The organism is Halomonas koreensis, assembly GCF_031451675.1.
Lineage (GTDB): Bacteria > Pseudomonadota > Gammaproteobacteria > Pseudomonadales > Halomonadaceae > Halomonas > Halomonas koreensis.
Map to the genome: position 1 here is coordinate 42,331 of NZ_JARWAK010000019.1, position 23,133 is coordinate 65,463.

The window sequence follows — 23,133 nt, forward strand, 5'->3', positions numbered from 1 at the left end:
CTCGCCCCTTGCACCTCACACCTCGCCCCTCCTCGCTCGCACGAACCGAGCATGGCCCCCCGGGGGCAAGGTTGTCTAGAATGGGCAGGATCTCCCACGGGCAAGGAAACCCGATGGCCTGGCTGGCATACCTGCTTCCCCTGATCTTCCTCTTCCCCCTGGCGGCGACCGCGGTGATCGTGATGGCGCTGCGCAACCTCCACGATGCCCGGGTCAGCTCGCCGTTCGACGCCCATCGGCTGCGCGAGCCCGGGCAGTCGCTGCGCGACCGGCTCGATCGGGCCTTCGCCGGGCTCTTCCTCAACGGCGCCCTGGGCCCCATCGCGATCATGGTGCCGATGGTCTACGGCATGGGCCGCATGCTGTTCGCCAGCGAGCAGAACTGGCTGGAATGGACCCTCTACGGCGCCCTGTCCACGGTGCTGGTGCTGATCTTCTGCTTCCGGCTGATCCGCGACTTCCAGCGCATCCGCCGCCTCAAGCTGGGCCTGGCCTGCGAGCTGGCGGTGGGCCAGGAGCTGGAGCGGCTGATCCGCCCCGAGTCCCATCCCTACTTCGTCTTCCACGACGTGCCCGGCGCCGACGACACCCTGGACCACGTGGCGATCACCCCGAACGGGGTCTTCGTCATCGAGACCTGGGCGCGCAGCCCGGCGGTGCTGCCCTCCGGCGAGGAGGACAACCGGGTCACCGTGGAACGCGAGCGCCTGCGCTTCCCCGGCTGGTTCGAGCGACGCCCGCTGCGCGACACCCGCCGCGCGGTGCGCTGGCTGGCGGTATGGCTGGAGAAGGAGCTGGGCCGCGCCGTGCCGGTGCAGGGCGTGCTGGCGCTGCCCGGCTGGCAGATCGCCGAGGCCGAGGCCGCCGAGGACCTGCTGGTGGTCAGCGGCGAGGCCCTGGCCGACCGCCTGCCGGCGCTGCGCCCCGGCGAGCTCGACGCCGCCACCCACGATGCCGCCATCCTCGCCCTGCAGCGCCGCGCCGGCGCCCATCGCGTCTCCGTGCCCTGAGGCGCGAGCGCGCCCGACGCTCAGCCCCCGAAGTCGGCGATCCGCACCCGGGCCGCGCAGCGGCCGCGCTCCAGCCGCACCAGGCCGTCCGCGGCGGGAAAGCGCGCCAGGGCCTCGGCCGCCAGGCCGATGCGCACCTCGGTCAGCAGCCGGTTGCCGCGCCCACGGCATACCAGGCGCAGCGACCGCCCCGTGCCAGGGCCGAAGGCGGCCTCGAAGGCGCCGATCAGGGCGTTGCGCGCCACCTCGCCGCCACGATGCAGCACCACGAAGTCCGCGAAGGCGCTGGCGTTGACGCGCTCCAGCAGCGTCAGCGCGGTCTCGAACAGCGCCGGCGCCGGCAGCGCCAGGCAGGCGGCGTGCTTGGCGTACTGGTAGCGATCCAGGCAGCTCGCCCGCCCCGGCATGGCCCGGTCGAGCCGTCGCCCCAGGGTCTCGGGCAACGCCAGCGGCGGGTGCGCCCGGCAGAAGCCGCCGTCCGGGCGCGGCGTCTCCAGGAAGCACCCCTTGCGCCGCCAGTCGCGGCGGCTCACGCCCCGCGCCCGGAAGCCGTCGGGCAGCGCGGCCCACAGGCCGTGCAGCACGAAGCCGTCCGCCGTGCCGCGGCGCAGCGCCGGCTCGCGGCACTCCCGGGGCGGCCGCGAGCGGCTGGCGCAGAAGCCGGGGTGCCAGGTCAGCGCCAGGGTGTAGCGGTCGACGCCCGCCACTGCCGGGGGCTCCCCCCGGGCGGCCGGTGCCGCCAGCACCAGCGCCAGGAGCAGCACCGCCAGGGCGCTCGAAAGGGCTTGCCAGGGACGCGCCGACGGACAATAATCCGTCGCCTTCGCAGGAGATGCTCTTTTCATCGCCATGAAACTCATCACGTTCGACGTTTTTCGCACCCTGGGCATTCCCGGAGTGCGCTATATCAAGCCGGAGCGCATGTACGACCACCTGGAGGAGATCCGCCAGGCGGACTGGCTGCTGTTCCCCGAATACTGGCAGGTCAACGCCCTGGCCTACGGCCTCGGCGCGCGGATCTTCCCCAGCCTCGCCAGCTATCACCTGGGCCACGACAAGGTCCAGCAGACCCGCGCCTTCCAGGCCGTGTGCCCCGAGCACGTGCCGCCCACCGCGATCCGCGGCGCCTCCCGCGCCGCCGTGGCGGACGTCGAGTCGCGCTTCGGCTATCCCTTCATCGCCAAGCGGATCAAGAGCGCCATGGGCGAGGGCGTGCGGCTGATCGCCTCCCGGGACGCGCTGCAGGAGCATCTCGCCGAGGAACCGGTGCTCTACGCCCAGGCCCGCCTCCCCATCGACCGCGACCTGCGCATCGTGCTGGTCGGCGGCGAACTGATCGCCGCCTACTGGCGCCACACGCCGCTGGGCGAGTATCGGGCCAACGTCAGCCGGGGCGGGCGCATCGAGCACGCCGCCGTGCCCGAGGCGGCCATCGCCTTGGCCCGGCGCCTGGCGCGCGAGCTCGACCTCGACCACGCCGGCTTCGATATCGCCATGGTCGACGGCCACCCCTATGTCTTCGAGTTCAACCGCCTGTTCGGCAACCAGGGCATCGCCGACAGCAGCCGCCGCATCGGCGCCGCCATCGGGCGCGTCCTGGGCCTGGGCGACGACGACCGCGACCCCGACGGGGAGCCGCCGCTGCGCCTGACCGCCTGAGCCGGCGGCTCAGTCGCCCTTGAGGCGGCCGCCCATCTCCTGGGCCAGGTCCACCGCATAGTGGTCGGTCATGCCGCCGATGAAGTCGAGCATGCGGCGGTAGCTGTCGTAGAGCGACCAGGAGGGCCGCGGGGTGTTCTCGCCGATCAGCGCCAGCACCCGCTGGTGCTTGAAGGTCGAGCGGCCGGTGTGGTGCAGCTCGTGGGCGGCGCCGATGAAGGCCTCGAGCAGGATGCCCAGCGTCGTATGCGCGCCGATCTCCAGCTTGGCCTTGCGCTCGTTGCGGAAGATCCGCTCCCGGGCCAGCTGCTTGGCGGACTTCACCCCCCAGTCCAGGTCCGGGTGGCAGAGCTCGAGCAGGTCGCTGTCCAGCCGCCCGCCGAGCAGCTCGCCCTCGTGCTGGACGAACACCCGCGCCACCTCGGTCACCGCGCGCTCCATGGCCGCGCCGCGCAGGGCGGCGATGCGCCGCCGCTGGGACACGCCCTGGCGCTGCATCACCGGGAAGTCGGCCGGCTCGCCGCCGGCGATCTGGATCAGCACCTCGGCCACCTCGTCGAAACCGAGGATGCCCATCTCCAGGCCGTCCTCCAGGTCGAGCAGCGCATAGCAGATGTCGTCGGCGGCCTCCACCAGCCAGGCCAGCGGATGCCGGCTCCAGCGGTTGTCGCCCTGGGGCAGCAGGCCCAGGCGCCCGGCCACCTCGGCCAGCAGGTGGGCCTCGCTCTGGTAGCAGCCGAACTTGCCGGCCCCGCCGCCGTGCTCGACCGTCCAGGGATACTTGAGCAGGGTCCCCAGGGTCGCCGCCGTCAGGCGCATGCCGCCCCGGAACTGGTTGTATTCGATCTGGGTGACGATGCGAAAGCCCTGGGCGTTGCCCTCGTAGGTCAGCAGGTCGGCGCGCTCGGCGTCGGTGAGCCCCTCCAGGAAACCGCTGCCGTCGTCCTCGGCGCGCTTGAACCAGTCGCGGATGGCGTACTCGCCGGCGTGCCCGAAGGGCGGGTTGCCGATGTCGTGGCCCAGGCAGGCGGCCTGGACGATCACCCCCAGGTCGGCCGGGGAGATGCCCCGGGGCAGCCGCTCGCGCAGCTCCTCACCGACGCTCATGCCCAGCGAGCGCCCCACGCAGCCCACCTCCAGGGAGTGGGTCAGGCGGGTGTGGATATGGTCGTTGTCGGTCAGCGGGTGGACCTGGGTCTTGCGCCCCAGGCGCCGGAAGGAACCGGCGAAGACGATGCGGTCGTGGTCCTTGTGGAAGGGGCTGCGGCCGATCTCGTCCCGGGCGGTGCCGCGCTGGTCGTGCAGCCGGGCCGGGTCGAGCAGCCGCTGCCAGGTCATCTGCGTCATGGGCGTGCTCTCCTTGAAGGCTCCATTCTGGCACCGGCACGCGCGGCATTGCCATCGCCGCGCCGCCGGATTACAGGATCGCGTCATCGACGCGCCGCAGGTCCGTCGCGTCATTTCGCCGACTAACAAATTTCCATAGAATCGTCTGTCATGGCCGCGCCTTCCAGAAAAAAGACTAGGGAAAAGCGACCCTTGGCAGCACCCTTGCCTGGCAACCATCCGGCGCGGCCCGTGACGTAACAACCTCCTTACAAGGCAGACGCTCCATGCACCCAACCACCGACGCCCCCGACGCGACGTCCCGACGGGATCGCGGCTTCTTCGGCCACCCCCGCCCGCTGGGGTCGCTGTTCTTCACCGAGATGTGGGAACGCTTCTCCTACTACGGCATCCGCCCGCTGCTGGTGCTGTTCATGGCCGCCGGCCTCCACGAGGGCGGCCTCGGCTTCAGCCGCGAGGACGCCGCGGCCATCGTCGGCATCTACGCCGGCGCCATCTACCTCTCGGCCCTGCCCGGCGGCTGGCTGGCCGACAACTGGCTCGGCCAGCGCCGCGCCGTCTGGTACGGCTCGATCCTGATCGCCCTGGGCCACCTGGCCATCGCCCTCTCGGCGCTGTGGGGGGCCACCGCCTTCTTCGTCGGCCTGCTGCTGATCGTGCTGGGCTCGGGGCTGTTCAAGACCTGCATCACCGTGATGGTGGGCAGCCTCTACGACGAGGGCGATGCGCGCCGCGACGGCGGCTTCTCGATCTTCTACATGGGCATCAACCTGGGTGCGCTGCTGGCCCCGCTGATGACCGGGCTGCTGATGGAGCACCAGGGCTGGCACTGGGGCTTCGGCATCGGCGGGCTGGGCATGCTGGCCGCGCTGCTGATCTTCCGCCTGTGGGCGATCCCGTCCATGCGCCGCGCCGACCGCCAGCGGGGCCGCGACTCCAGCTGGGACGCCCCCGCCGTGCAGCGCCGCGGAGTGGGCCTGGCGGTGTCGGGGCTGTCGATCCTCGGCGCCGCCCTGGTGGGCCTGATGGCGATCGGCGTGATCCGGCTCGACCCGGTGGCCATCGCCGAGGCCATGACCAGCGTGATCATCGTCTGCGCGCTGGGCTTCTTCGTCTACCTGATGACCCTCGCCGGCCTCGACGCCCGCGAGCGCGCCCGGGTGGTGGTGGCCTTCCTGCTGATCGTCGCCTCGGCCTTCTTCTGGGCCTCCTTCGAGCAGCAGCCCACCTCCTACAACCTGTTCGCCAACGACTACACCGACCGCGCGCTGTTCGGCTGGGAGATCCCCACCGTCTGGTTCCAGTCGCTCAACGCCGTCTTCATCATCCTGCTCGGCCCGCTGTTCGGCTGGCTGTGGCCGGCGCTGGGCCGCCGCGGCCGGGAACCCGGCAGCGCCACCAAGTTCGTGATGGGGCTGCTGTTCGCGGCCGCCGGCTTCGGCCTGATGATGCTCGCCGCGCGCCAGGTCCTGACCGGCGACGGCCTGGTCTCGCCGCTGTGGATCACCGCCAGCCTGCTGCTGCTGACCCTCGGCGAGATGTGCCTGAGCCCGGTGGGCCTGTCGACCATGAGCACCCTGGCGCCCCAGCGCATCCGCGGCCAGCTGATGGGCCTGTGGTTCACCTCCCTGGCGCTGGGCAACCTGGTGGCCGGCCTGATCGGCGGCAACGTCAGTGCCGACAAGCTCGCCGAACTGCCGGCGCTGTTCGGTCGTTCGGCCGTGGCGCTGGTACTCTGTGCCCTGGTGCTGGCGATGCTGACGCCGCTGATCGGGCGCATGCTCAAGGGCAGCCAGCGCGATGCCTCCCACCCCTCCACATCCACCACCGGAGCCTGACATGAGCCAAGCCCCCTCGACCCCCGCGGCCCGCCTCGCCGCCCTGCGCGACGCCATGCACGCGCAGGGCATCGACGCCTGGTGGCTGCCGTCTTCCGATCCCCACAACTCCGAGTACCTGCCCGAGCACTGGGCCGGCCGGGCCTGGCTCTCCGGCTTCGACGGCTCGGTGGGCACCCTGGTGGTGACCCGCGACGCCGCCGGCGTCTGGGTCGACAGCCGCTACTGGGTCCAGGCCGAGGAGCAGCTGGCGGGCAGCGGCATCGAGCTGATGAAGCTGCACCCCGGCCAGGCCGACGCGCCGATGCGCTGGCTGGCCGAGCGGCTCGACGAGGGTGCCACCCTGGGCTTCGACGCCGACGTGGTGTCGCTGGCCAATGCGCGCCGCCTCGAGGACCGGCTGGCGCCCAAGGGCATCCGCCTGCGCGGCGACCTGGACCTGCTCGACGCCATCTGGCCGAACCGCCCGGCGCTCCCCGAGGCGCCGCTGTACGCCCATCCCCACGCCTTCCTGGACGAGTCCCGCGCCGAGCGGCTGGCCCGGGTGCGGGCGGCCATGGCCGAGCATGACGCCGACTGGCACCCGATCTCGACCCTCGACGACATCGCCTGGCTGACCCAGCTGCGCGGCGACGACGTCGAGTTCAACCCGGTGTTCCTGGCCCACCTGCTGGTCGGCCGCGAGTCGGCCACCCTGTTCGTCGCCCCGGGCAAGCTCGACGACGCCCTGGCCACGGCCCTGGCCGAGGACGGCATCGCGGTGGCGGACTACGCCGACTGGCACCGCCGGCTGGGCGAGCTGCCGGCCGAGGCGCGGGTGCTGCTCGACCCGGCCAAGCTGACCCTGGGCACCCGCCGGGCGCTGCCCGAGGGCGTGACCCTGGTGGAGGCCAGCCAGCCCAGCACCCTGGCCAAGGGCTGCAAGAGCGACGCCGACCTGGCCCACGTGCGCGAGGCCATGGAGGAGGACGGCGCCGCCCTGTGCGAATTCTTCGCCTGGCTCGAGGCGGCGCTCGAGCGCGGCGAGGCGGTCACCGAGCTGACCGTGGACGAGCGGCTCACCGCCGCCCGGGCGCGGCGCCCCGGCTTCGTCAGCCGCAGCTTCGGCACCATCGCCGCCTTCAACGCCAACGGCGCCCTGCCCCACTACCACGCCACCCCGGAGGCCCACGCCCGCATCGCCGGCGACGGCCTGCTGCTGATCGACTCCGGCGGCCAGTACCACGGCGGCACCACCGACATCACCCGGGTGGTGCCGGTGGGCGAGATCTCCGACGCCCAGCGCGAGGACTACACCCGGGTGCTCAAGGGCACCATCGCCCTGTCCCGGGCGCACTTCCCGCGCGGCATTCCCTCGCCGCACCTGGACGCCATCGCCCGGGCGCCGCTGTGGGCCAGCGGCCGCGACTACGGCCACGGCACCGGCCACGGCGTGGGCTACTTCCTCAACGTCCACGAGGGACCCCAGGTGATCGCCTGGTCCGCACCGGCGGCGCCGCACACCGCCATGCAGCCGGGCATGATCACCTCCATCGAGCCCGGCGTGTATCGCCCCGGGAAGTGGGGCATCCGGATCGAGAACCTGGCCGCCAACCGCCCGGCGGCAGAGAGCGAGTTCGGCGACTTCCTGCGCTTCGAGACGCTGACCCTGTGTCCCATCGACACCCGGCCGATCGACGTCTCGCTGCTCGACGCCGCCGAGGCCGACTGGCTCGACGCCTACCACGCCGAGGTTCGCGAACGCCTCGCCCCCAAGCTGGAGGGCGAGGCCCTGGCCTGGCTGGAGGCCCGCACCCGGCCGCTCGAGCGCGGCTGACCGGACCGCCCGCACCGCGGACGAGCCCGGAAAGTGCGAGGGGCGCCGGCCAGGCCGGCGCCCCTCGTTTATGGGCGAGCCACCCGGATGCCTGGCGACGCCAGGCGCCCGCCGGCAGGTGTCTCGGGGCTTGGGTGGCCCCGCGCCGTGTAGGAGCGCAGCTTCGCTGCGCGAAAGGCGCCGCAGGCGCCCGGCTTGGGCCCGGAGGTCGAAAAAGCCCAATCGCGCAACAAGTTGCGCTCCTACCACCCCGACGCCGCCCGGCGCCCGGCAGGTTCTCGGGGCTTGGGTGGCCCCGCGCCGTGTAGGAGCGCAGCTTCGCTGCGCGAAAGGCGCCGCAGGCGCCCGATCCTTGTTGCCCCCCATCGCGCAACAAGTTGCGCTCCTACCACCCCGACGCCGCCCGGCGCCCGGCAGGTTCTCGGGGCTTGGGTGGCCCCGCGCCGTGTAGGAGCGCAGCTCCGCTGCGCGAAAGGCGCCGCAGGCGCCCGGCTTGGGCCCGGAGGTCGAAAAAACCCATCGCGCAACAAGTTGCGCTCCTACCCCCCCTTGCCGACCCCAGAGGGGGCACCTCGCCCTTAATCCTCCGCCATCTCCGGCAGCAGCGTCTTGAGCTTTCGGGTCAGGGTGTTGCGCCCCCAGCCCAGCAGCTCGGCGGCCTCGCCCTTGCGCCCGCCGGTGTGCTTGAGCGCGGTCTCGATGAGGATGCGCTCGAAGTCCGGCACCGCCTCCTCCAGCAGGTGGGTATGGCCGGCGGCGAGCGCCCGGTCGGCCCAGTCGCGGAAGGCGGCCCGCCAGTCGCCGGTGGCGCCACCCGGGTCGCCGTCGCGCAGCTCCGGCGGCAGGTCCTCCACCAGGATCTCGCGGCCCGAGGCCATCACCGTCAGCCAGCGGCAGGTGTTCTCCAGCTGGCGCACGTTGCCCGGCCAGGCCAGGCGGGTCAGGTGGGCCTCGGCCTCGGGTGTCAGCACCTTGACGTCGGTGGACAGCTCCTTGGCGGCCTCGGCCAGGAAGTGCAGGGCCAGGCGCGGGATGTCCTCGCGCCGGTCGGCGAGCTTCGGCAGGTGGATGCGGATGACGTTGAGGCGGTGGAAGAGGTCCTCGCGGAAGCGCCCGTCGTCGACCAGGTCCTCCAGGTCCTGGTGGGTGGCGGCGATGATGCGCACGTCCACCTTCACCGGGGTGTGGCCGCCGACCCGATAGAACTCGCCGTCGGCCAGCACCCGCAGCAACCGGGTCTGGGTCTCGGCGGGCATGTCGCCGATCTCGTCGAGGAACAGGGTGCCGCCGTCGGCCTGCTCGAAGCGGCCCTGCCGGCTGGCGGTGGCGCCGGTGAAGGCGCCCTTCTCGTGGCCGAACAGCTCCGACTCGATCAGGTCCCGGGGGATCGCCGCCATGTTCAGGGCGATGAAGGGCTTGCCGGCCCGCGGGCTGTGCTGGTGCAGCGCCTGGGCGACGCGCTCCTTGCCGGTGCCGGACTCGCCGTTGATCAGCACCGTGATGTGCGACTGGGCCAGCCGGCCGATGGCCCGGAACACCTCCTGCATGGCCGGGGCCTCGCCGATGATCTCGGTGTCCAGACCCTCGGGAGCGCGGATCGGGCGCTGCCGCTCCCGGGCATGGGCCACGGCGCGGCGCACCAGGGCCAGGGCCTCGTCCACGTCGAAGGGCTTGGGCAGGTACTCGAAGGCGCCGCCCTGGTAGGAGGCCACGGCGCTGTCCAGGTCCGAGTGGGCGGTCATCACGATCACCGGCAGGTCCGGGTGCGCCTCGCGCACCCTGGCCATCAGGTCCAGGCCGTCGATGCCCGGCATGCGGATATCGGTGACCAGCACGTCCGGCGGCTCCGCCAGGAGGCGCTCCAGCACCCGGTCGGCGCGCTCCACGCACTCGACCGCCAAGTCGGGCTGGGCCAGGGCGCGCTCCAGCACCCAGCGAATGGCGCGGTCGTCGTCGACGACCATGACGCGTGCGGCTTCAGTCATGGGATGCCTCCAGCGGTATCAGCAGTCGGAATTCGGTATGGCCGGGCTCGGAATCGCACTCGATCAGTCCCTGATGCTGGTGCAGGATCGACTGGGCGATGGAGAGCCCCAGGCCGCTGCCCTCGGCGCGGCCCGAGACCATGGGGTAGAAGAGCGTCTCCTGGAGCGCCTCGGGGATGCCGGGGCCGTTGTCGACGATGCTCACCTCGCAGACCAGGCGGTGGCGCTCGGCGCCCAGGGTGAACTGGCGCCGGGCCCGGGTGCGCAGCGCCAGGGCGGGGGCCGGGGTCTGCGCCTCGGTCATCGCCTCCACGGCGTTGCGGGCCACGTTGAGGATCGCCTGGATCATCTGCGACTCGTCGCCCGTCAGGTCGGGCAGGCTGGGATCGTAGTCGCGGCGGATGGCCACCTCGGGGTGCTCCACGGCGATCAGCGAGCGCACTCGCTCCAGCACCCGGTGGATGTTGAGCGCTTCGCGATGCTGCATGCGGTTGGGGCCGAGCATGGCGTCCACCAGGTCACGCAGCCGGTCGACCTCCTCGACGATGATCCGGGTGAACTCGGCGAGCTGCGGGTCGTCCAGGTCGCGTTCCAGCAGCTGGGCGGCCCCGCGGATCCCGCCCAGGGGGTTCTTGACCTCGTGGGCCAGCCCCCGGGCCAACACCTTGATGGTCTCCTGCCGCGTCTGCAGGGCCTCCTCCCGGGAGATGCGCAGCAGCCGGTCGCGGGGCTCCATCTCCAGCAGCAGTTCGTCCGGGGCCAGGGGGGTGACGGTGTAGTCCACGGTCAGCGGCTCGCCGGTGGGCCGCATCAGGCGCGCCTCGCGCTGGGTGAAGGGATGGAATTCGTCCCGGGCCTTGGCCAGCACCTCGCCGATCTCCTCCTCGCCGCCGACCAGCCCCGGCAGGGCCAACCCGGTGACCCGGGCGCGGCTCAGCGCCAGCAGCGCCTCCGCCGCGGGATTCATCCAGCGCAGGCGAAGCTCGCCATCCAGCAGCAGCACGGCGGTGGTGAGGTGTTCCATCAGGCGTTGATACATGCAGGCATTCCCGGCAGCGAAGTGGCGACTGGCCCCGGAGTACGCTGCAAGAAGCGCGCCATCATGGAGCGGGCGGCGAGCCGGCGCCATGACGGCGATATCCGGGGGCACTGTGCACCATTTTAGTGCACCAACCTGGTGCACGCACTGCGGGAAGGCGTCGGCCGGCGTCGCGGTGGATCAGTCGGCCTCCGGCGGCGGCCGCTCGCCGCGCAGGCGTTCGGCGCGCCGGAAGGCGCTGCCCTGCTTCACCCGCTCGGCATGGTCGAAGGCATCGAAGCGGCCGTCGCCACGCCCCGGCGGCGGGGCACAAGGCCGCGGGGAGCCGTCCGCACAGGGCGGCGGATGCGGCCGGCCCGGGGGCAGCTAATTGCCCGGGTTGTTGGGATTGCGGGGCAGGTTGACGCTGGCGCGCTGCACGTAGAGGGTCACCGGCGTGCTGCGATGGCGCACGGCGCCGCTGGCGTCGAGCAGCTCGGCCTCGAGCACGTGCTCGCCGCGGTTCAGGTTGGAGAGCATGAAGGCGTCGGTGTGCATGGCCGACTGGCTGACCCGGCCGTCCAGCAGCAGGCGCACCCGATGATCCTCGCGCAGCGCCGGGCGAATGCCCAGGCGCACCTGGACATTGCCCGCGGCGCCGGTGGGCAGGGTCGTCTCGTGCTCGGGGGAGGCGATCGCGAAACGGTCGTAGGGCATGAAGGGCTGGCCGGGCCCGGCATCGTCACGGGGGCGGCTCGCCTGCCCCTGGCCGCGAACCGGCAGTCCCTCGACCTGCGGCGCCTGGGCCGGCACCACGGTGAGCGGCGCCAGATTCACCTCCTCGCCGCCCGCCCCGGGATCGTCGGTGAAGATGACGTTGCCCTGGGCATCGGTGCTGCGATAGATGGTCTCGGCACCGGCCGAGAGGCTGAGCGTCAGGCCCAGAGTCAGTAACACGACTGCCGTTTTCATGCGTCTCTCCCAGGATCGTCGACGTCCGCACGCCCGCAGGGCGCCATCATGCTTTCAGCCTAGGCGCTGCCCGAACACTCGGCGAGTGACGCAAGAGCCGGGCGGCGCCGAGGCCGAAGGCTCGTCCGAGTCTAGTCCAGCCCGGGCCCGCCACGGAATGCCCCTGCGCGCCCCCGGCGGATGCGGATAGGATAGCCATCGGACACCACGAGGCGAGGAGCATTCCGCATGGACGCATGGCAGACGGTCGCGACCCTGACCCTGATGGCCGGCATGGCGATGCCGCTGGGCGGCTGGATCGCCCTGGAGGAGCGTATCGGCCCTCGCTGGCTGGAGACCGAGCTGCGCCACGGCATCATCGCCTTCGGCGGCGGCGCCCTGCTCTCGGCGGTGGCCCTGGTGCTGGTGCCGGACAGCCTCGGCGACCTGGCCATGGCCCCGGCGCTGGGCTGGTTCCTGGCCGGCGGGCTGGCCTTCATGGGGCTGGATATCCTGCTCCACCGCAGCGGCACCTCGGCCAGCCAGCTCGCCGCCATGCTCGCCGACTTCGTGCCCGAGGCCCTGGCGCTGGGCGCGGCCTTCGCCTACGGCGGCCATGGCGGCCCCCTGCTGGCCCTGCTGATGGCGCTGCAGAACCTGCCCGAGGGCTTCAACGCCTACCGGGAGCTCCACGGCACCACCGACTACTCGAACCGCCGCCTGCTCGGGCTGTTCTTCGCCATGGCCTGGCTGGGGCCGCTGGCCGGCCTCGGCGGCTACTGGTGGCTGGCCGACTACCCGGCGGCGGTGGCGGCGATCATGCTGTTCGCGGCCGGCGGCATCCTCTATTCGGTATTCCAGGACCTGGCGCCCCAGGCCCGGCTCGAGCGCCACTGGGGCCCGCCGCTCGGCGCGGTGCTGGGCTTCGCGCTGGGCATCGGCGGGCATTTGCTGCTCCACTGACCAGCGTCAGGGCAGGGTGCGACGGGTTGCGTAGGAGCGCAGCTTGCTGCGCGAAAGGCGCCGCAGGCGCCCCAGACATCCGCCTCCTCGGTGGTGCCCCGCTCTGCCGCCGCTGACGCGGCGGATCGCGCTGCGGAGCAGCGCTCCTACGAACCTCAACGGTGTCACGCTACATTGCGAAGAGCGCCGAACCGGGTCATGGCGGATGCGCTAACGCTTAGCCTCCCCACCCGCCGCCGGGTTGGCCGGCCGTTTCCCGGTGAAATGCGAGGCATCACGAAAAAGGCACGCCCGAAGGCGTGCCTTTGATGTGCCGGAGGGCGGCGCCGGGGCGCCGCGGCCTCAGCAGCTGTAGTACATGTCGAACTCGACCGGATGGGTGGTCATGCGCAGGCGCTCGACGTCTTCCTGGAGCAGCTCGATGTAGGCATCGATCATCTCGTCGGTGAAGACGCCGCCCTCGGTCAGGAAGGCGCGGTCGGCGTCCAGCGCCGCCAGGGCCTGGTCCAGGCTCTCGGCGACGGTCGGGATGGACTTGCCCTCTTCCGGCGGCAGGTCGTAGAGGTTCTTGTCCATGGCATCGCCGGGATGGATCTTGTTCTTGATGCCGTCGATGCCGGCCATCAGCATCGCCGCGAAGCACAGGTAGGGGTTGGCGGTCGGGTCCGGGAAGCGGGCCTCGACGCGCTTGCCCTTGGGGCTCGCGGTGTAGGGGATGCGGATGGAGGCGGAACGGTTGCGGGCGCTGTAGGCCAGCATCACAGGCGCCTCGAAGCCCGGCACCAGTCGCTTGTAGGAGTTGGTGGAGGCGTTGGTGAAGGCGTTCAGGGCCCGGGCGTGCTTGATGATGCCGCCGATGTAGTAGAGGGCCATCTCGGAGAGGCCCGCGTACTCGTCGCCGGCGAACTGGTTGCTGCCGTCCTTCCAGAAGGACTGGTGCACGTGCATGCCGCTGCCGTTGTCGCCGACCAGCGGCTTGGGCATGAAGGTGGCGGTCTTGCCGTAGGCGTGAGCCACGTTGTGGATCACGTACTTCATCTCCTGCACCTCGTCGGCCTTCTTGACCAGGGTGTTGAACTTCACCCCGATCTCGTTCTGGCCGGCGTTGGACACCTCGTGGTGATGCACCTCGACGCTCTGGCCGATGGCCTCCAGGGTGTTGCACATGGCGCTGCGGATGTCATGGAAGCTGTCCACCGGGGGCACCGGGAAGTAGCCGCCCTTGACCCGCGGACGGTGGCCCAGGTTGCCGCCCTCGACCTGGCGGTCGGTGGCCCAGGCGCCCTCCTCGGAGGTGATCTTGTACATCGCGCCTTCGATGTCGGCCTTCCAGTGCACCTCGTCGAAGATGAAGAACTCGGGCTCGGGTCCGAAGAAGGCGGTGTCGCCCAGGCCGGTGGACTGCAGGTAGGCCTCGGCGCGCTTGGCGATGGAGCGCGGATCGCGCTCGTAGCCCTGCATGGTGGCCGGCTCGATGATGTCGCAGCGCAGCACCAGGGTGGCGTCCTCGGTGAAGGGGTCGAGGAAGGCGGTGCCGTCGTCCGGACGCAGGATCATGTCGGACTCGTTGATGCCCTTCCAGCCGGAGATGGAGGAGCCGTCGAACATCTGGCCGTTCTCGAAGAACTCGTCGTCCACGTCACGGGCCGGAATGGAGACGTGCTGCTCCTTGCCTTTGGTGTCGGTGAAGCGCAGGTCGATCCACTTCACGTCGTGTTCTTCGATCAGGGCGAGCGTCTTCTCGGACATGGGATCCTCCACTGGATAGCTGAGATGGCAATGCGTGTTACGGGTCGCCGGTCGCGGGTGTGTCCAGCCGACGTTGTAGCATGCCGCGGGCGGCCTGCCCACGACGCCATGCATCATCATGGCACTGTCCCGTTCAATGCAGGTCGCATGCCAGGTTTTCCGCACACCGCGCAGTCAACACGATAACCCGCTGCCATAAAACGGAAAAAAAGAAGCCGCCCACGAATCGTGCCGCGTCGCGCCCCCAGGCATGCCCCAGCATGGCGCCGCAGAATGCCCCGCGATGCAGCACGACGCGCCACAAATGCACCAAACAGGTGCAATATCTCGCGGCGAACGGGGCCGCGACGGCTTCCTCCGCCACAAGGCTGGTAGCGGCCGGGTCCTGACCCTATAATGCGGGCCCACTTTTCCCAGCAGGATCCCGTCGTGATCGAGAATCTTCGCAACATCGCCATCATCGCTCACGTCGACCACGGCAAGACCACCCTGGTCGACAAGCTCCTCCAGCAGTCCGGGACCCTGGACCGCAAGGCCGAGGGGCAGGAGCGCATCATGGACTCCAACGACCAGGAGAAGGAACGCGGCATCACCATCCTGGCCAAGAACACGGCGATCCGCTGGCAGGGTCCCGACGACCGGGACTACCACATCAACATCGTCGACACCCCCGGGCACGCCGACTTCGGCGGCGAGGTCGAGCGGGTGATGTCGATGGTCGACTCGGTGCTGCTGATGGTCGACGCCGTCGACGGCCCCATGCCGCAGACCCGCTTCGTCACCCAGAAGGCCTTCGACCAGGGCCTCAAGCCGATCGTGGTGGTCAACAAGATCGACCGCCCGGGCGCGCGCCCGGACTGGGTCATCGACCAGATCTTCGATCTCTTCGACAACCTGGGCGCCTCCGACGAGCAGCTCGACTTCCCGATCATCTACTGCTCCGCCCTCAACGGCGTGGCCGGCCCCGAGCCGGACCAGCTGACCGAGGACATGACGCCGATGTTCCAGGCCATCGTCGACATCGTCGAGCCGCCCAAGGTCGAGCTGGAAGCGCCCTTCCAGATGCAGATCTCGGCGCTGGACTACAACAGCTACGTGGGCGTCATCGGCCTGGGCCGCATCACCCGCGGCAGCGTCACGCCCAACCAGCAGGTCACCGTGGTCTCCAAGGAGGGCAACACCCGCCGCGGCAAGATCGGCCAGGTCATGACCCACCTGGGCCTGGAGCGGGTGCAGACCGAGGAGGCCTCCGCCGGCGACATCATCTGCATCACCGGCATCGAGGACCTGGCAATCTCCGACACGCTGTGCGATCCGAGCGCCGTGGAGGCGCTGCCGGCGCTGACCGTGGACGAGCCCACCGTGTCCATGACCTTCCAGGTCAACGACTCGCCCTTCGCCGGCAAGGACGGCAAGTTCGTCACCAGCCGCAACATCAAGGATCGCCTCGACCAGGAGCTGATCCACAACGTGGCGCTGCGCGTCGAGCAGGGCGACAGCCCCGAGAAGTTCATCGTCTCCGGCCGCGGCGAGCTGCACCTCTCGGTGCTGATCGAGAGCATGCGCCGCGAGGGCTTCGAGCTGGCGGTGGGCCGGCCCGAGGTGATCATCCGCGAGATCGACGGTGAGCCCCAGGAGCCCTACGAGGAAGTCATCATCGACTGCGAGGAGGAGCACCAGGGCGCCATCATGGAGGAGCTCGGCTACCGCAAGGGCGAGCTCAAGAACATGCACCCGGACGGCAAGGGCCGGGTCCGCCTGGACTTCATCATCCCCGCGCGCGGGCTGATCGGCTTCCGCGGCCAGTTCCTGACCCTGACCTCCGGCACCGGCATCCTCACCAGCCGCTTCGACCACTACGGCCCGCTCAAGCCGGACGCCTCGGTCGAGCGCCGCAACGGCGTGCTGGTGTCCATGGTCAGCGGCAAGGCGCTGGCCTATGCGCTGTTCGCCCTGCAGGACCGCGGCAAGCTGATCATCGAGCACGGCACCGAGGTCTACGAGGGCATGCTGGTGGGCATCAACAGCCGCGCCGAGGACATGGTGGTCAATCCCACCAAGGCCAAGAAGCTCGACAACATGCGCGCCTCCGGCAACGACGAGAACCTGGTGCTGACGCCGCCGGTGCGCTTCACCCTGGAGCAGGCCATCGAGTTCCTCGACGACGACGAGCTGGTGGAGATCACCCCCAACCATATCCGCCTGCGCAAGAAGCTGCTCACCGAGAACGAGCGCAAGCGCGCCAAGAAGAAGTAAACGCGTCACGCCGCACGCACCAGAGCCCGCCCTCCCGGCGGGCTCTTTCGTTACCGGCCCGTCGTGGCCCCGCGCCCCCGGCGGGAGCTATGCTGACACGGCCGTTCCTTCACGGAGACATGCCCCATGCACAAGCACGTCGAGTGGGACGACCCGGGCAGCGCCGGGGTCCTGCGCTACTACGCCGACCACCCCCAGGACTATCCGGAGCCCCATGTGGGCAGCATCGTCAGCGCGCTGTTCCGCGGCTTCACGGTGCGGGTGCGCGTCGAGGCCCGGGTCGAGGACACCAGCATCGGCGAGGTGGTGGCGCTGATCGCCCGGGACAACGGTCGACGCAAGCAGAGCGTCGGCGACCTCGCGCTCGGCGACACGGTGCGCCTCCCCGACGCCCATCGCGCCATGGAGCCCCGCCACCCGGCTGCGGACGAGGACGAACGGGACTGAAACGGGCGGCGGAATGCCATCCGCCGCCGCCAACGGCCCCTAAACGCAAGTCGACTGGTCAAGCGACCGTTCGATGCCGCAAAGTTGGAGCCACGAGGCCGGACATCCCGGCGCAGGACTCCCCCGGCCCACAAGGCCGACACGCAACAGCGGGCACCCGATGAGTACGCACAACGTCTGGACGCACAAGGGCACCTTCCTGCTCGCCGCGGTGGGCTCGGCGGTGGGGCTCGGCAACCTGTGGCGCTTCCCCTACCTGGCCGGGGAGAACGGCGGCGGGGCCTTCATCCTGATCTATGCCCTGACCATCTTCGCGGTGGGCATCCCGATCCTCATCGCCGAGATCATGCTCGGCCGCAACAGCCGGCGCAGCCCGATCATGGGCATGCGCTTCCTGACCCGCACCCACCAGACCTCCCGGGCCTGGGAATCGATCGGCTGGCTGGGGGCCGCCTCGGCCTTCATCATCCTCAGCTTCTACTCGGTGATCGCCGGCTGGGCGCTCCACTACACCGGCAAGATGCTCACCGGCAGCCTCGACGGCGCCGACGCCGAGACCATCGCCGCCGGCTTCGACGCCCTGCTGGCCTCGCCGCCGCTGCTGGCGCTCTATCACACCCTGTTCATCGGCGCCTCGGCGCTGATCGTCGGCCTGGGCATCCACCGCGGCATCGAGAACGGCCTGCGCATCCTGATGCCGGCGCTGTTCGTGATCCTGATGGTGGTGCTGGTCTACGCCGCGGCCATCGGCGACCTGGGCGGCGCGGCGGACTTCCTGTTCACCTTCCATGTCGGCGACCTCAGCCTGGAAGGCTGGCTGGAGGCCATGGGCCAGTCCTTCTTCACCCTGAGCCTGGGCATGGGCGCGATCATGGCCTACGGCGCCTACATGTCCGGCGAGGCCTCGCTGACCCGCACCGCCTTCACCATCGCCGTGGTCGACACCGGCGTGGCGCTGATCGCCGGCCTGGCGATCTTCGCGCTGGTGTTCGGCGCCGGCCTGGACCCGGCCGAGGGCCCGGGGCTGATGTTCGTCACCCTGCCGCTGGCCTTCGCCGAGATGCCCGGCGGCCCACTGCTGGGCGGCATCTTCTTCATCCTGGTGCTGGGCGCCGCCATCAGCTCCTCGATCTCGCTGATCGAGCCGGTGGCCGCCTTCCTGGTCGAGCGCTTCGACCTCAGCCGCCCCCAGGCGGTCTCCGCCATGGTGGTGGCAAGCTGGGCGCTGGGCCTGCTCACGGTGTTCAGCTTCAACCTGATGGCCGAGGGCACGATCTTCCATAGCCTCTTCGGGCGCAGCGCCTTCGGCCTGCTCGAGCTGCTCACCAATATCTTCATGCCGCTCGGCGGCCTGCTGATCGCGCTCTTCGCCGGCTGGGCCCTGACCCACGGCGAGGTGATGAAGGAAATGCGCACCAACGAGACCTGGTTCCGCGCCTGGCGCTTCCTGGTGCGCTTCGTCGCGCCGGCCGCCGTGGCCTTCGTGTTCCTGCGCAGCGTGCCGCAGGTCGAGGGCTACTGGATCCCCTCCATCGGGGCCCTGGTCATCGTCGGCGCCTTCGCCGCCGGGCGCACCTTCCTGGCCGAGCGCCGGGAGCACTGAACCACGTCGCCTGCACCGCAACGAACAACACAACACGGGTGTGACATGTCAGCCATCATCGACGTCCAACACGTCAACAAGGCCTTCGGCGGCCTCCAGGTCATCAACGACTGCTCGATCCAGGTCGAGGAGGGCTCCATCACCGGCCTGATCGGCCCCAACGGGGCCGGCAAGTCGACGCTGTTCAACATCATCGCCGGCGCCCTGCCGCTGGACAGCGGCCGGATCCTCTTCGACGGCCGGGACATCACCAACCAGCCGGCCAACGCCCTCTTCCACCAGGGGCTGCTGCGCACCTTCCAGATCGCCCACGAGTTCTCGAACCTGACGGCGCTGGAGAACCTGATGATGGTGCCGCCCCGCCAGGCCGGGGAGAACCTGTTCGCCACCTGGTTCAAGCCGGGCGAGGTGCGCCGCGAGGAGGCCGAGGTGCGCCGCCGGGCGCTCGAGGTCATCGACTTCGTGGGCCTGCACCATGTGCGCAACGAGCTCGCCGGCAACCTCTCCGGCGGCCAGAAGAAGCTCCTCGAGCTGGGCCGCACCATGATGACCGACGCCAAGGTGGTGCTGCTCGACGAGATCGCCGCCGGGGTCAACCGCACCCTGCTCGGCGACCTGGTCGGCAACATCGAGCGCCTCAACCGCGAGATGGGCTATACCTTCCTGGTCATCGAGCACGACATGGACATGATCGCCCGGCTGTGCGACCCGGTGATCGTGCTCGCCCAGGGCAGCGTCATGGTCGAGGGCAGCATCGAGGAGATCCAGAACAACCCCGAGGTCATCGAGGCCTACTTCGGCTCTCCCGCGGCCTGATGGCCCGCGGCACCAACAACAACGACGGGCGGTCGGATCCCGCCCGATAACGACAACGCAGAGAACTCCCTATGCCATTACTCGACGCACGCGACGTGCATGGCGGCTACGGCGGCATGAACATCCTCAACGGGGTGAACATGGCCATCGAGGCCGACGAGATCGGCGTCATCGTCGGCCCCAACGGCGCCGGCAAGTCGACCATGCTCAAGGCCGTGTTCGGCCTGCTCCATGTCAACCAGGGCGAGATCCTGCTGCGCGGCGAGCCCATCCACAACCTGCCGCCCAACAAGCTCGTCCAGAAGGGCATGGGCTTCGTGCCCCAGGAATACAACGTCTTCCCGAGCCTGACGGTGAAGGAAAACCTGCAGATGGGCGCCTACCTCAAGCCCGGCAACGTCAAGCGCATGCTGGCGCGGGTCTACGAGTTCTTCCCGCCGCTCTACGACAAGCGCCACCAGCCCGCCGGCGAGCTCTCCGGCGGCCAGCGCCAGATGGTCGCCATGGGCCGGGCGCTGATGGCCGAGCCCGACCTGCTGCTGCTCGACGAGCCCACCGCCGGGCTCTCGCCGCGCTACATGAACGAGATCTTCGAGCGGGTGAAGGAGGTCAACGCCGCCGGCGTCGGCATCCTGATGGTCGAGCAGAACGCCAAGCAGGCGCTGGCCATCGCCGACAAGGGCTTCGTGCTGGCCGCCGGCCAGAACCGCTTCACCGACACCGGCGCGGCCCTGCTGGCCGACCCCGAGGTCGCCAAGAGCTTCCTGGGCGGCTGAGCCCGCCCCGACGGACCATCGGAGACGTCCCGTGAACGAACTCGTTTTCTTCATCAACAACGTGGTGATCGCCGGCAGCGTGACCGGCTCGATCTACGCCATCGGCGCGGTGGGCGTGACGCTGATCTTCAGCATCATGCGCTTCGCCCACTTCGCCCACGGCGACATGATGACCTTCGGCGCCTTTATGGTGCTGCTGCTCACGACGCTCTTCCCGGGCGCGGGCAGTGTCATCGGCGTGCCCACCCCGATCGTCCTGCTGCCGCTGGCCATTGCCCTCACCGCCGCCCTGGCGGTGGGCATCGACCGGGCCTTCTACAAGCCGCTGCGCGCCCACGGGGTCAAGCCCATCGTCATGGTCATCGGCTCGCTGGGCGTGGCGCTGATGCTGCAGGGGCTGATCCGGCTGTTCGCCGGCACCGGCGGCCAGAGCCTGTACATCGACGATCGCAAGGAGATCTTCCGACTGGCCCTGCCCATCGAGGGCGTACGCGTGCCGGTGGTGATCACCGAGCCCCAGCTCTACCTGTTCGCGCTGACCATCATCTGCGTGGTCGGCCTGCATTTCTTCCTGTCGCGCTCGCGGCTGGGCAAGGCCATGCGCGCCATGTCCGACAACCCCGACCTGGCCCAGGCCTCGGGCATCAACACCAACACCATCGTCGCCGTGACCTGGGTGATCGCCGGCGGCCTGGCCGCCATCGCCGGCACCCTGCTGTCGCTGGACGTGACCTTCAAGCCCGACCTGAGCTTCTTCCTGCTGCTGCCGATCTTCGCCGCGGCCATCGTCGGCGGGGTGGGGCACCCCTACGGCGCCATCGCCGGCGGCTTCGTGGTCGGCTTCGCCGAGACCCTGGCGGTGTTCAACTGGAACATCCTGCTGAGGCCCTTCCGCGACAGCCTGCCCGAGTGGCTCTCGCTGCCCGGCAACCTGGCCTTCGTCGGCACCGAGTACAAGATCGTGGTGCCCTTCTTCATCCTGGTCGCCATCCTGGTGTGGCGCCCCACCGGCATCTTCAAGGGCAAGGTGATCTGATGAGCGCGACACGTACCGATACCGTTCCCGCCCCGCGCCGCTTCCCGCTGCGCGAGGTCGTCCTCTTCCTGATCCTGCTGGTCGCGGTGCTCGGCGTCTACGGCGTCATGGGCGCCGCCTACAGCACCCGCATGCTGGTGGAGGCCGCCTGCTATGCCATTCTGGCCCTGGGCCTGACCATCCAGTGGGGCTACGCCGGCCAGTTCAACGCCGGCGTCATGGGCTTCGTGGCGCTGGGCGGCTTCTGCGCCATGTTCTTCAGCGTGCCGGTCAACGAGGCCTTCTGGGACACCGAGCTGCCCGGAGAACTGGGCGTGGTGCTGCTCTACGTCGTCGGGGCGGGCGCCCTGGTGTTCGGGGCCACCCGACTCGATCGGGTCGGCGTGCCGAAGAAGCTGCGCACCCTGATCAGCGTGGTGCTGGCCGTGGTCCTCTACCTGGTGGTGATCAGCGCCTTGCGCGGCGTGACCGACCAGATCGAGGCCCAGGCCGGCTTCATCGGCGGCCTGGGGCTGCCCGCCTGGATCGGCTGGATCGTCGGCGGGGCGCTGGCCGGTGGCGTGGGCTACTTCATCGGCCACATCTGCCTGGGCCTGCGCAGCGACTACCTGGCCATCGCCACCATCGGCATCGCCGAGATCATTAAGGCCTTCCTCAAGAACTCCGACTGGCTGACCCGCGGCACCGCCACCGTCTCGCCGCTGCCCTGGCCGGTGCCGGGCCCCGCCGAGGTCGGCTTCACCCTGGCCCGGGCACTGTACTTCTCGGTGACGGCGGTGCTGATCGTGGGCATCTTCTTCCTGCTGCACCGCGCCTATCACGCCCCCTGGGGCCGGATGATCCGCGCCATCCGCGACAACGAGATCTCGTCCGCGGCCATGGGCAAGGACATCAACCGCCGCCGCCTGGAGATCTTCGTGCTGGGCTGCATCCTGATGGGCATCGGCGGCGCCGTGCTGGCCAGCTTCAACAGCCTCTTCGACCCCCAGGGCTACCTGCCGCTGAACCACACCTTCCTGGTGCTGGTGATGGTCATCCTCGGCGGGCCCGGCAACAACCTGGGCACCATCTTCGGCGCCCTGGCGGTCTACGTGATCTGGCTGATGTCCGAGCCGCTGGCGCTGTTCCTGATGGAGCTGGCGGTGAGCTTCGGCGAGGGCACCTTCGGCTGGGAGGCCCCGGCCAGCCTGGACAGCCGCGCCCTGCAGGCCCGGGTGTTCGTGATCGGGCTGCTGATCACCCTGGTGCTGCGCTTCGCGCCCAAGGGGCTGCTGCCCGAGAAGGTCAAGCACGTGGATTGACGACTCGTGTGTTGTAGGAGCGCAGCTTGCTGCGCGAAAGGCGCCGCAGGCGCCCGGGGTCCGGCACCGCCGCTGGCGCGGCGGATCGCGCTCCGAAGAGCGCTCCTACAGGCCCCCCTCGGCGCCGAGGCCCGGCTGGCTGGCCGGAGAAATGCTGTAGGAGCGCAGCTTGCTGCGCGAAAGGCGCCGCAGGCGCCCCGGCTCCGGCACCGCCGCTGGCGCGGCGGATCGCGCTCCGAAGAGCGCTCCTACAGGGCCCCTCGGCGCCGAGGCCCGGCTGGCCGGAGAAATGCTGTAGGTGCGCAGCTTGCTGCGCGAAAGGCGCCGCAGGCGCCCCGGGCTCCGGCACCGCCGCTGGCGCGGCGGATCGCGCTCTGAAGAGCTCTCCTACAGGGCTCCCTCGGCGCCGAGGCCCGGCACCGCCGCTGGCGCGGCGGATCGCGCTCTGAAGAGCGCTCCTACAAGGCCCCCTCGGCGCCGAGGCCCGGCGCCGTCGCTGGCGCGGCGGATCGCGCTCTGAAGAGCTCTCCTACAGGGCCCCCTCGGCGCCGAGGCCCGGCTG

Annotated in this window: 18 protein-coding genes; 12 read left to right on the forward strand and 6 right to left on the reverse strand. The window is 70.3% G+C overall.

Translation table 11 applies throughout. The features are described 5' to 3' along the window. Positions 1-113 precede the first annotated feature (113 nt). Positions 114-1,010 carry a nuclease-related domain-containing protein gene (locus QC818_RS16875; protein ID WP_309654032.1) on the forward strand — a complete coding sequence of 299 codons (897 nt, stop codon included), beginning with the start codon at positions 114-116 and terminating at the stop codon, positions 1,008-1,010. A 20-nt stretch (positions 1,011-1,030) separates the two neighbouring features. On the opposite strand, the gene QC818_RS16880 is transcribed toward QC818_RS16875, so the two are convergent. After that, a complete protein-coding gene (locus tag QC818_RS16880) occupies positions 1,031-1,774 on the reverse strand; it encodes a ribonuclease I (RefSeq protein WP_309654033.1) in 744 nt (247 codons plus the stop codon). Between the two features lie 85 nt (positions 1,775-1,859). On the opposite strand from QC818_RS16880, the gene QC818_RS16885 reads away from it, so the two are divergent. Continuing rightward, positions 1,860-2,669, forward strand: a complete 810-nt coding sequence (locus tag QC818_RS16885; protein WP_309654034.1) for an ATP-grasp domain-containing protein — start codon at positions 1,860-1,862, stop codon at positions 2,667-2,669. 9 nt (positions 2,670-2,678) lie between these two features. On the opposite strand, the gene QC818_RS16890 is transcribed toward QC818_RS16885, so the two are convergent. Then, complete coding sequence (locus tag QC818_RS16890; protein WP_309654035.1) at positions 2,679-4,016, reverse strand: deoxyguanosinetriphosphate triphosphohydrolase; 1,338 nt, start codon at positions 4,014-4,016, stop codon at positions 2,679-2,681. Positions 4,017-4,282: 266 nt separating this feature from the next. Here QC818_RS16890 and QC818_RS16895 point away from each other — a divergent pair, with 266 nt between their 5' ends. Together QC818_RS16895 and QC818_RS16900 are read left to right on the forward strand one after the other, a co-directional pair. Continuing rightward, complete coding sequence (locus tag QC818_RS16895) at positions 4,283-5,854, forward strand: peptide MFS transporter (RefSeq protein ID WP_309654036.1); 1,572 nt, start codon at positions 4,283-4,285, stop codon at positions 5,852-5,854. A 1-nt stretch (position 5,855) separates the two neighbouring features. Next, positions 5,856-7,670 carry an aminopeptidase P family protein gene (locus tag QC818_RS16900; RefSeq protein WP_309654037.1) on the forward strand — a complete coding sequence of 605 codons (1,815 nt, stop codon included), beginning with the start codon at positions 5,856-5,858 and terminating at the stop codon, positions 7,668-7,670. Between the two features lie 578 nt (positions 7,671-8,248). On the opposite strand, the gene glnG is transcribed toward QC818_RS16900, so the two are convergent. From glnG to QC818_RS16915, 3 genes are all read right to left on the reverse strand, one after another. Further along, entirely contained in the window at positions 8,249-9,655 is a 1,407-nt protein-coding gene (gene glnG / locus QC818_RS16905; RefSeq protein ID WP_309654038.1) for a nitrogen regulation protein NR(I), read from the reverse strand. Next, on the reverse strand, positions 9,648-10,694 hold the full coding sequence (glnL, locus tag QC818_RS16910; RefSeq protein WP_309654039.1) for a nitrogen regulation protein NR(II): 1,047 nt from the start codon (positions 10,692-10,694) through the stop codon (positions 9,648-9,650). Before glnL ends, glnG begins: the two co-directional genes overlap by 8 nt. Positions 10,695-11,060: 366 nt before the next feature. Then, on the reverse strand, positions 11,061-11,645 hold the full coding sequence (locus QC818_RS16915; protein WP_309654040.1) for a DUF4124 domain-containing protein: 585 nt from the start codon (positions 11,643-11,645) through the stop codon (positions 11,061-11,063). Between the two features lie 228 nt (positions 11,646-11,873). Between QC818_RS16915 and QC818_RS16920 the strand changes: the two genes are divergently transcribed. Continuing rightward, positions 11,874-12,587: a ZIP family metal transporter gene (locus QC818_RS16920; RefSeq protein WP_309654041.1), complete on the forward strand. Its 714-nt coding sequence runs from the start codon at positions 11,874-11,876 to the stop codon at positions 12,585-12,587. Between the two features lie 342 nt (positions 12,588-12,929). On the opposite strand, the gene glnA is transcribed toward QC818_RS16920, so the two are convergent. Then, positions 12,930-14,336: a glutamate--ammonia ligase gene (gene glnA / locus QC818_RS16925; protein WP_309654042.1), complete on the reverse strand. Its 1,407-nt coding sequence runs from the start codon at positions 14,334-14,336 to the stop codon at positions 12,930-12,932. Between the two features lie 429 nt (positions 14,337-14,765). Between glnA and typA the strand changes: the two genes are divergently transcribed. The 7 genes from typA (at position 14,766) to QC818_RS16960 (ending at position 22,571) form a co-directional block, all read left to right on the forward strand. Next, positions 14,766-16,592, forward strand: coding sequence for a translational GTPase TypA (typA, locus tag QC818_RS16930; RefSeq protein WP_309654043.1), 1,827 nt, complete (start codon positions 14,766-14,768; stop codon positions 16,590-16,592). A gap of 126 nt (positions 16,593-16,718) precedes the next feature. After that, on the forward strand, positions 16,719-17,039 hold the full coding sequence (locus tag QC818_RS16935) for a hypothetical protein (protein ID WP_309654044.1): 321 nt from the start codon (positions 16,719-16,721) through the stop codon (positions 17,037-17,039). A 160-nt stretch (positions 17,040-17,199) separates the two neighbouring features. After that, a complete protein-coding gene (locus QC818_RS16940; RefSeq protein WP_309654045.1) occupies positions 17,200-18,642 on the forward strand; it encodes a sodium-dependent transporter in 1,443 nt (480 codons plus the stop codon). Between the two features lie 45 nt (positions 18,643-18,687). After that, a complete protein-coding gene (locus QC818_RS16945) occupies positions 18,688-19,458 on the forward strand; it encodes an ABC transporter ATP-binding protein (protein ID WP_309654046.1) in 771 nt (256 codons plus the stop codon). 71 nt (positions 19,459-19,529) lie between these two features. Continuing rightward, the gene (locus QC818_RS16950; protein ID WP_309654047.1) at positions 19,530-20,234 is read left to right on the forward strand and encodes an ABC transporter ATP-binding protein; all 705 of its coding nucleotides are present in this window, start codon (positions 19,530-19,532) and stop codon (positions 20,232-20,234) included. A gap of 31 nt (positions 20,235-20,265) precedes the next feature. Further along, a complete protein-coding gene (locus tag QC818_RS16955) occupies positions 20,266-21,270 on the forward strand; it encodes a branched-chain amino acid ABC transporter permease (protein ID WP_309654048.1) in 1,005 nt (334 codons plus the stop codon). Continuing rightward, entirely contained in the window at positions 21,270-22,571 is a 1,302-nt protein-coding gene (locus tag QC818_RS16960; RefSeq protein ID WP_309654049.1) for a branched-chain amino acid ABC transporter permease, read from the forward strand. The genes QC818_RS16955 and QC818_RS16960 overlap by 1 nt, the downstream gene beginning before the upstream one ends. Positions 22,572-23,133 lie beyond the last annotated feature (562 nt).

What these genes read in the sequence shown, in the direction of transcription:
- QC818_RS16875 (WP_309654032.1), top strand. Translation starts at nt 114, where the DNA reads ATGGCCTGGCTGGCATACCTGCTTCCCCTGATCTTCCTCTTCCCCCTG.
- QC818_RS16885 (WP_309654034.1), top strand. Translation starts at nt 1,860, where the DNA reads ATGAAACTCATCACGTTCGACGTTTTTCGCACCCTGGGCATTCCCGGA.
- QC818_RS16890 (WP_309654035.1), bottom strand. Translation starts at nt 4,016, where the DNA reads ATGACGCAGATGACCTGGCAGCGGCTGCTCGACCCGGCCCGGCTGCAC.
- QC818_RS16895 (WP_309654036.1), top strand. Translation starts at nt 4,283, where the DNA reads ATGCACCCAACCACCGACGCCCCCGACGCGACGTCCCGACGGGATCGC.
- QC818_RS16900 (WP_309654037.1), top strand. Translation starts at nt 5,856, where the DNA reads ATGAGCCAAGCCCCCTCGACCCCCGCGGCCCGCCTCGCCGCCCTGCGC.
- glnG (WP_309654038.1), bottom strand. Translation starts at nt 9,655, where the DNA reads ATGACTGAAGCCGCACGCGTCATGGTCGTCGACGACGACCGCGCCATT.
- glnL (WP_309654039.1), bottom strand. Translation starts at nt 10,694, where the DNA reads ATGTATCAACGCCTGATGGAACACCTCACCACCGCCGTGCTGCTGCTG.
- QC818_RS16915 (WP_309654040.1), bottom strand. Translation starts at nt 11,645, where the DNA reads ATGAAAACGGCAGTCGTGTTACTGACTCTGGGCCTGACGCTCAGCCTC.
- QC818_RS16920 (WP_309654041.1), top strand. Translation starts at nt 11,874, where the DNA reads ATGGACGCATGGCAGACGGTCGCGACCCTGACCCTGATGGCCGGCATG.
- glnA (WP_309654042.1), bottom strand. Translation starts at nt 14,336, where the DNA reads ATGTCCGAGAAGACGCTCGCCCTGATCGAAGAACACGACGTGAAGTGG.
- QC818_RS16935 (WP_309654044.1), top strand. Translation starts at nt 16,719, where the DNA reads ATGCACAAGCACGTCGAGTGGGACGACCCGGGCAGCGCCGGGGTCCTG.
- QC818_RS16940 (WP_309654045.1), top strand. Translation starts at nt 17,200, where the DNA reads ATGAGTACGCACAACGTCTGGACGCACAAGGGCACCTTCCTGCTCGCC.
- QC818_RS16945 (WP_309654046.1), top strand. Translation starts at nt 18,688, where the DNA reads ATGTCAGCCATCATCGACGTCCAACACGTCAACAAGGCCTTCGGCGGC.
- QC818_RS16950 (WP_309654047.1), top strand. Translation starts at nt 19,530, where the DNA reads ATGCCATTACTCGACGCACGCGACGTGCATGGCGGCTACGGCGGCATG.
- QC818_RS16960 (WP_309654049.1), top strand. Translation starts at nt 21,270, where the DNA reads ATGAGCGCGACACGTACCGATACCGTTCCCGCCCCGCGCCGCTTCCCG.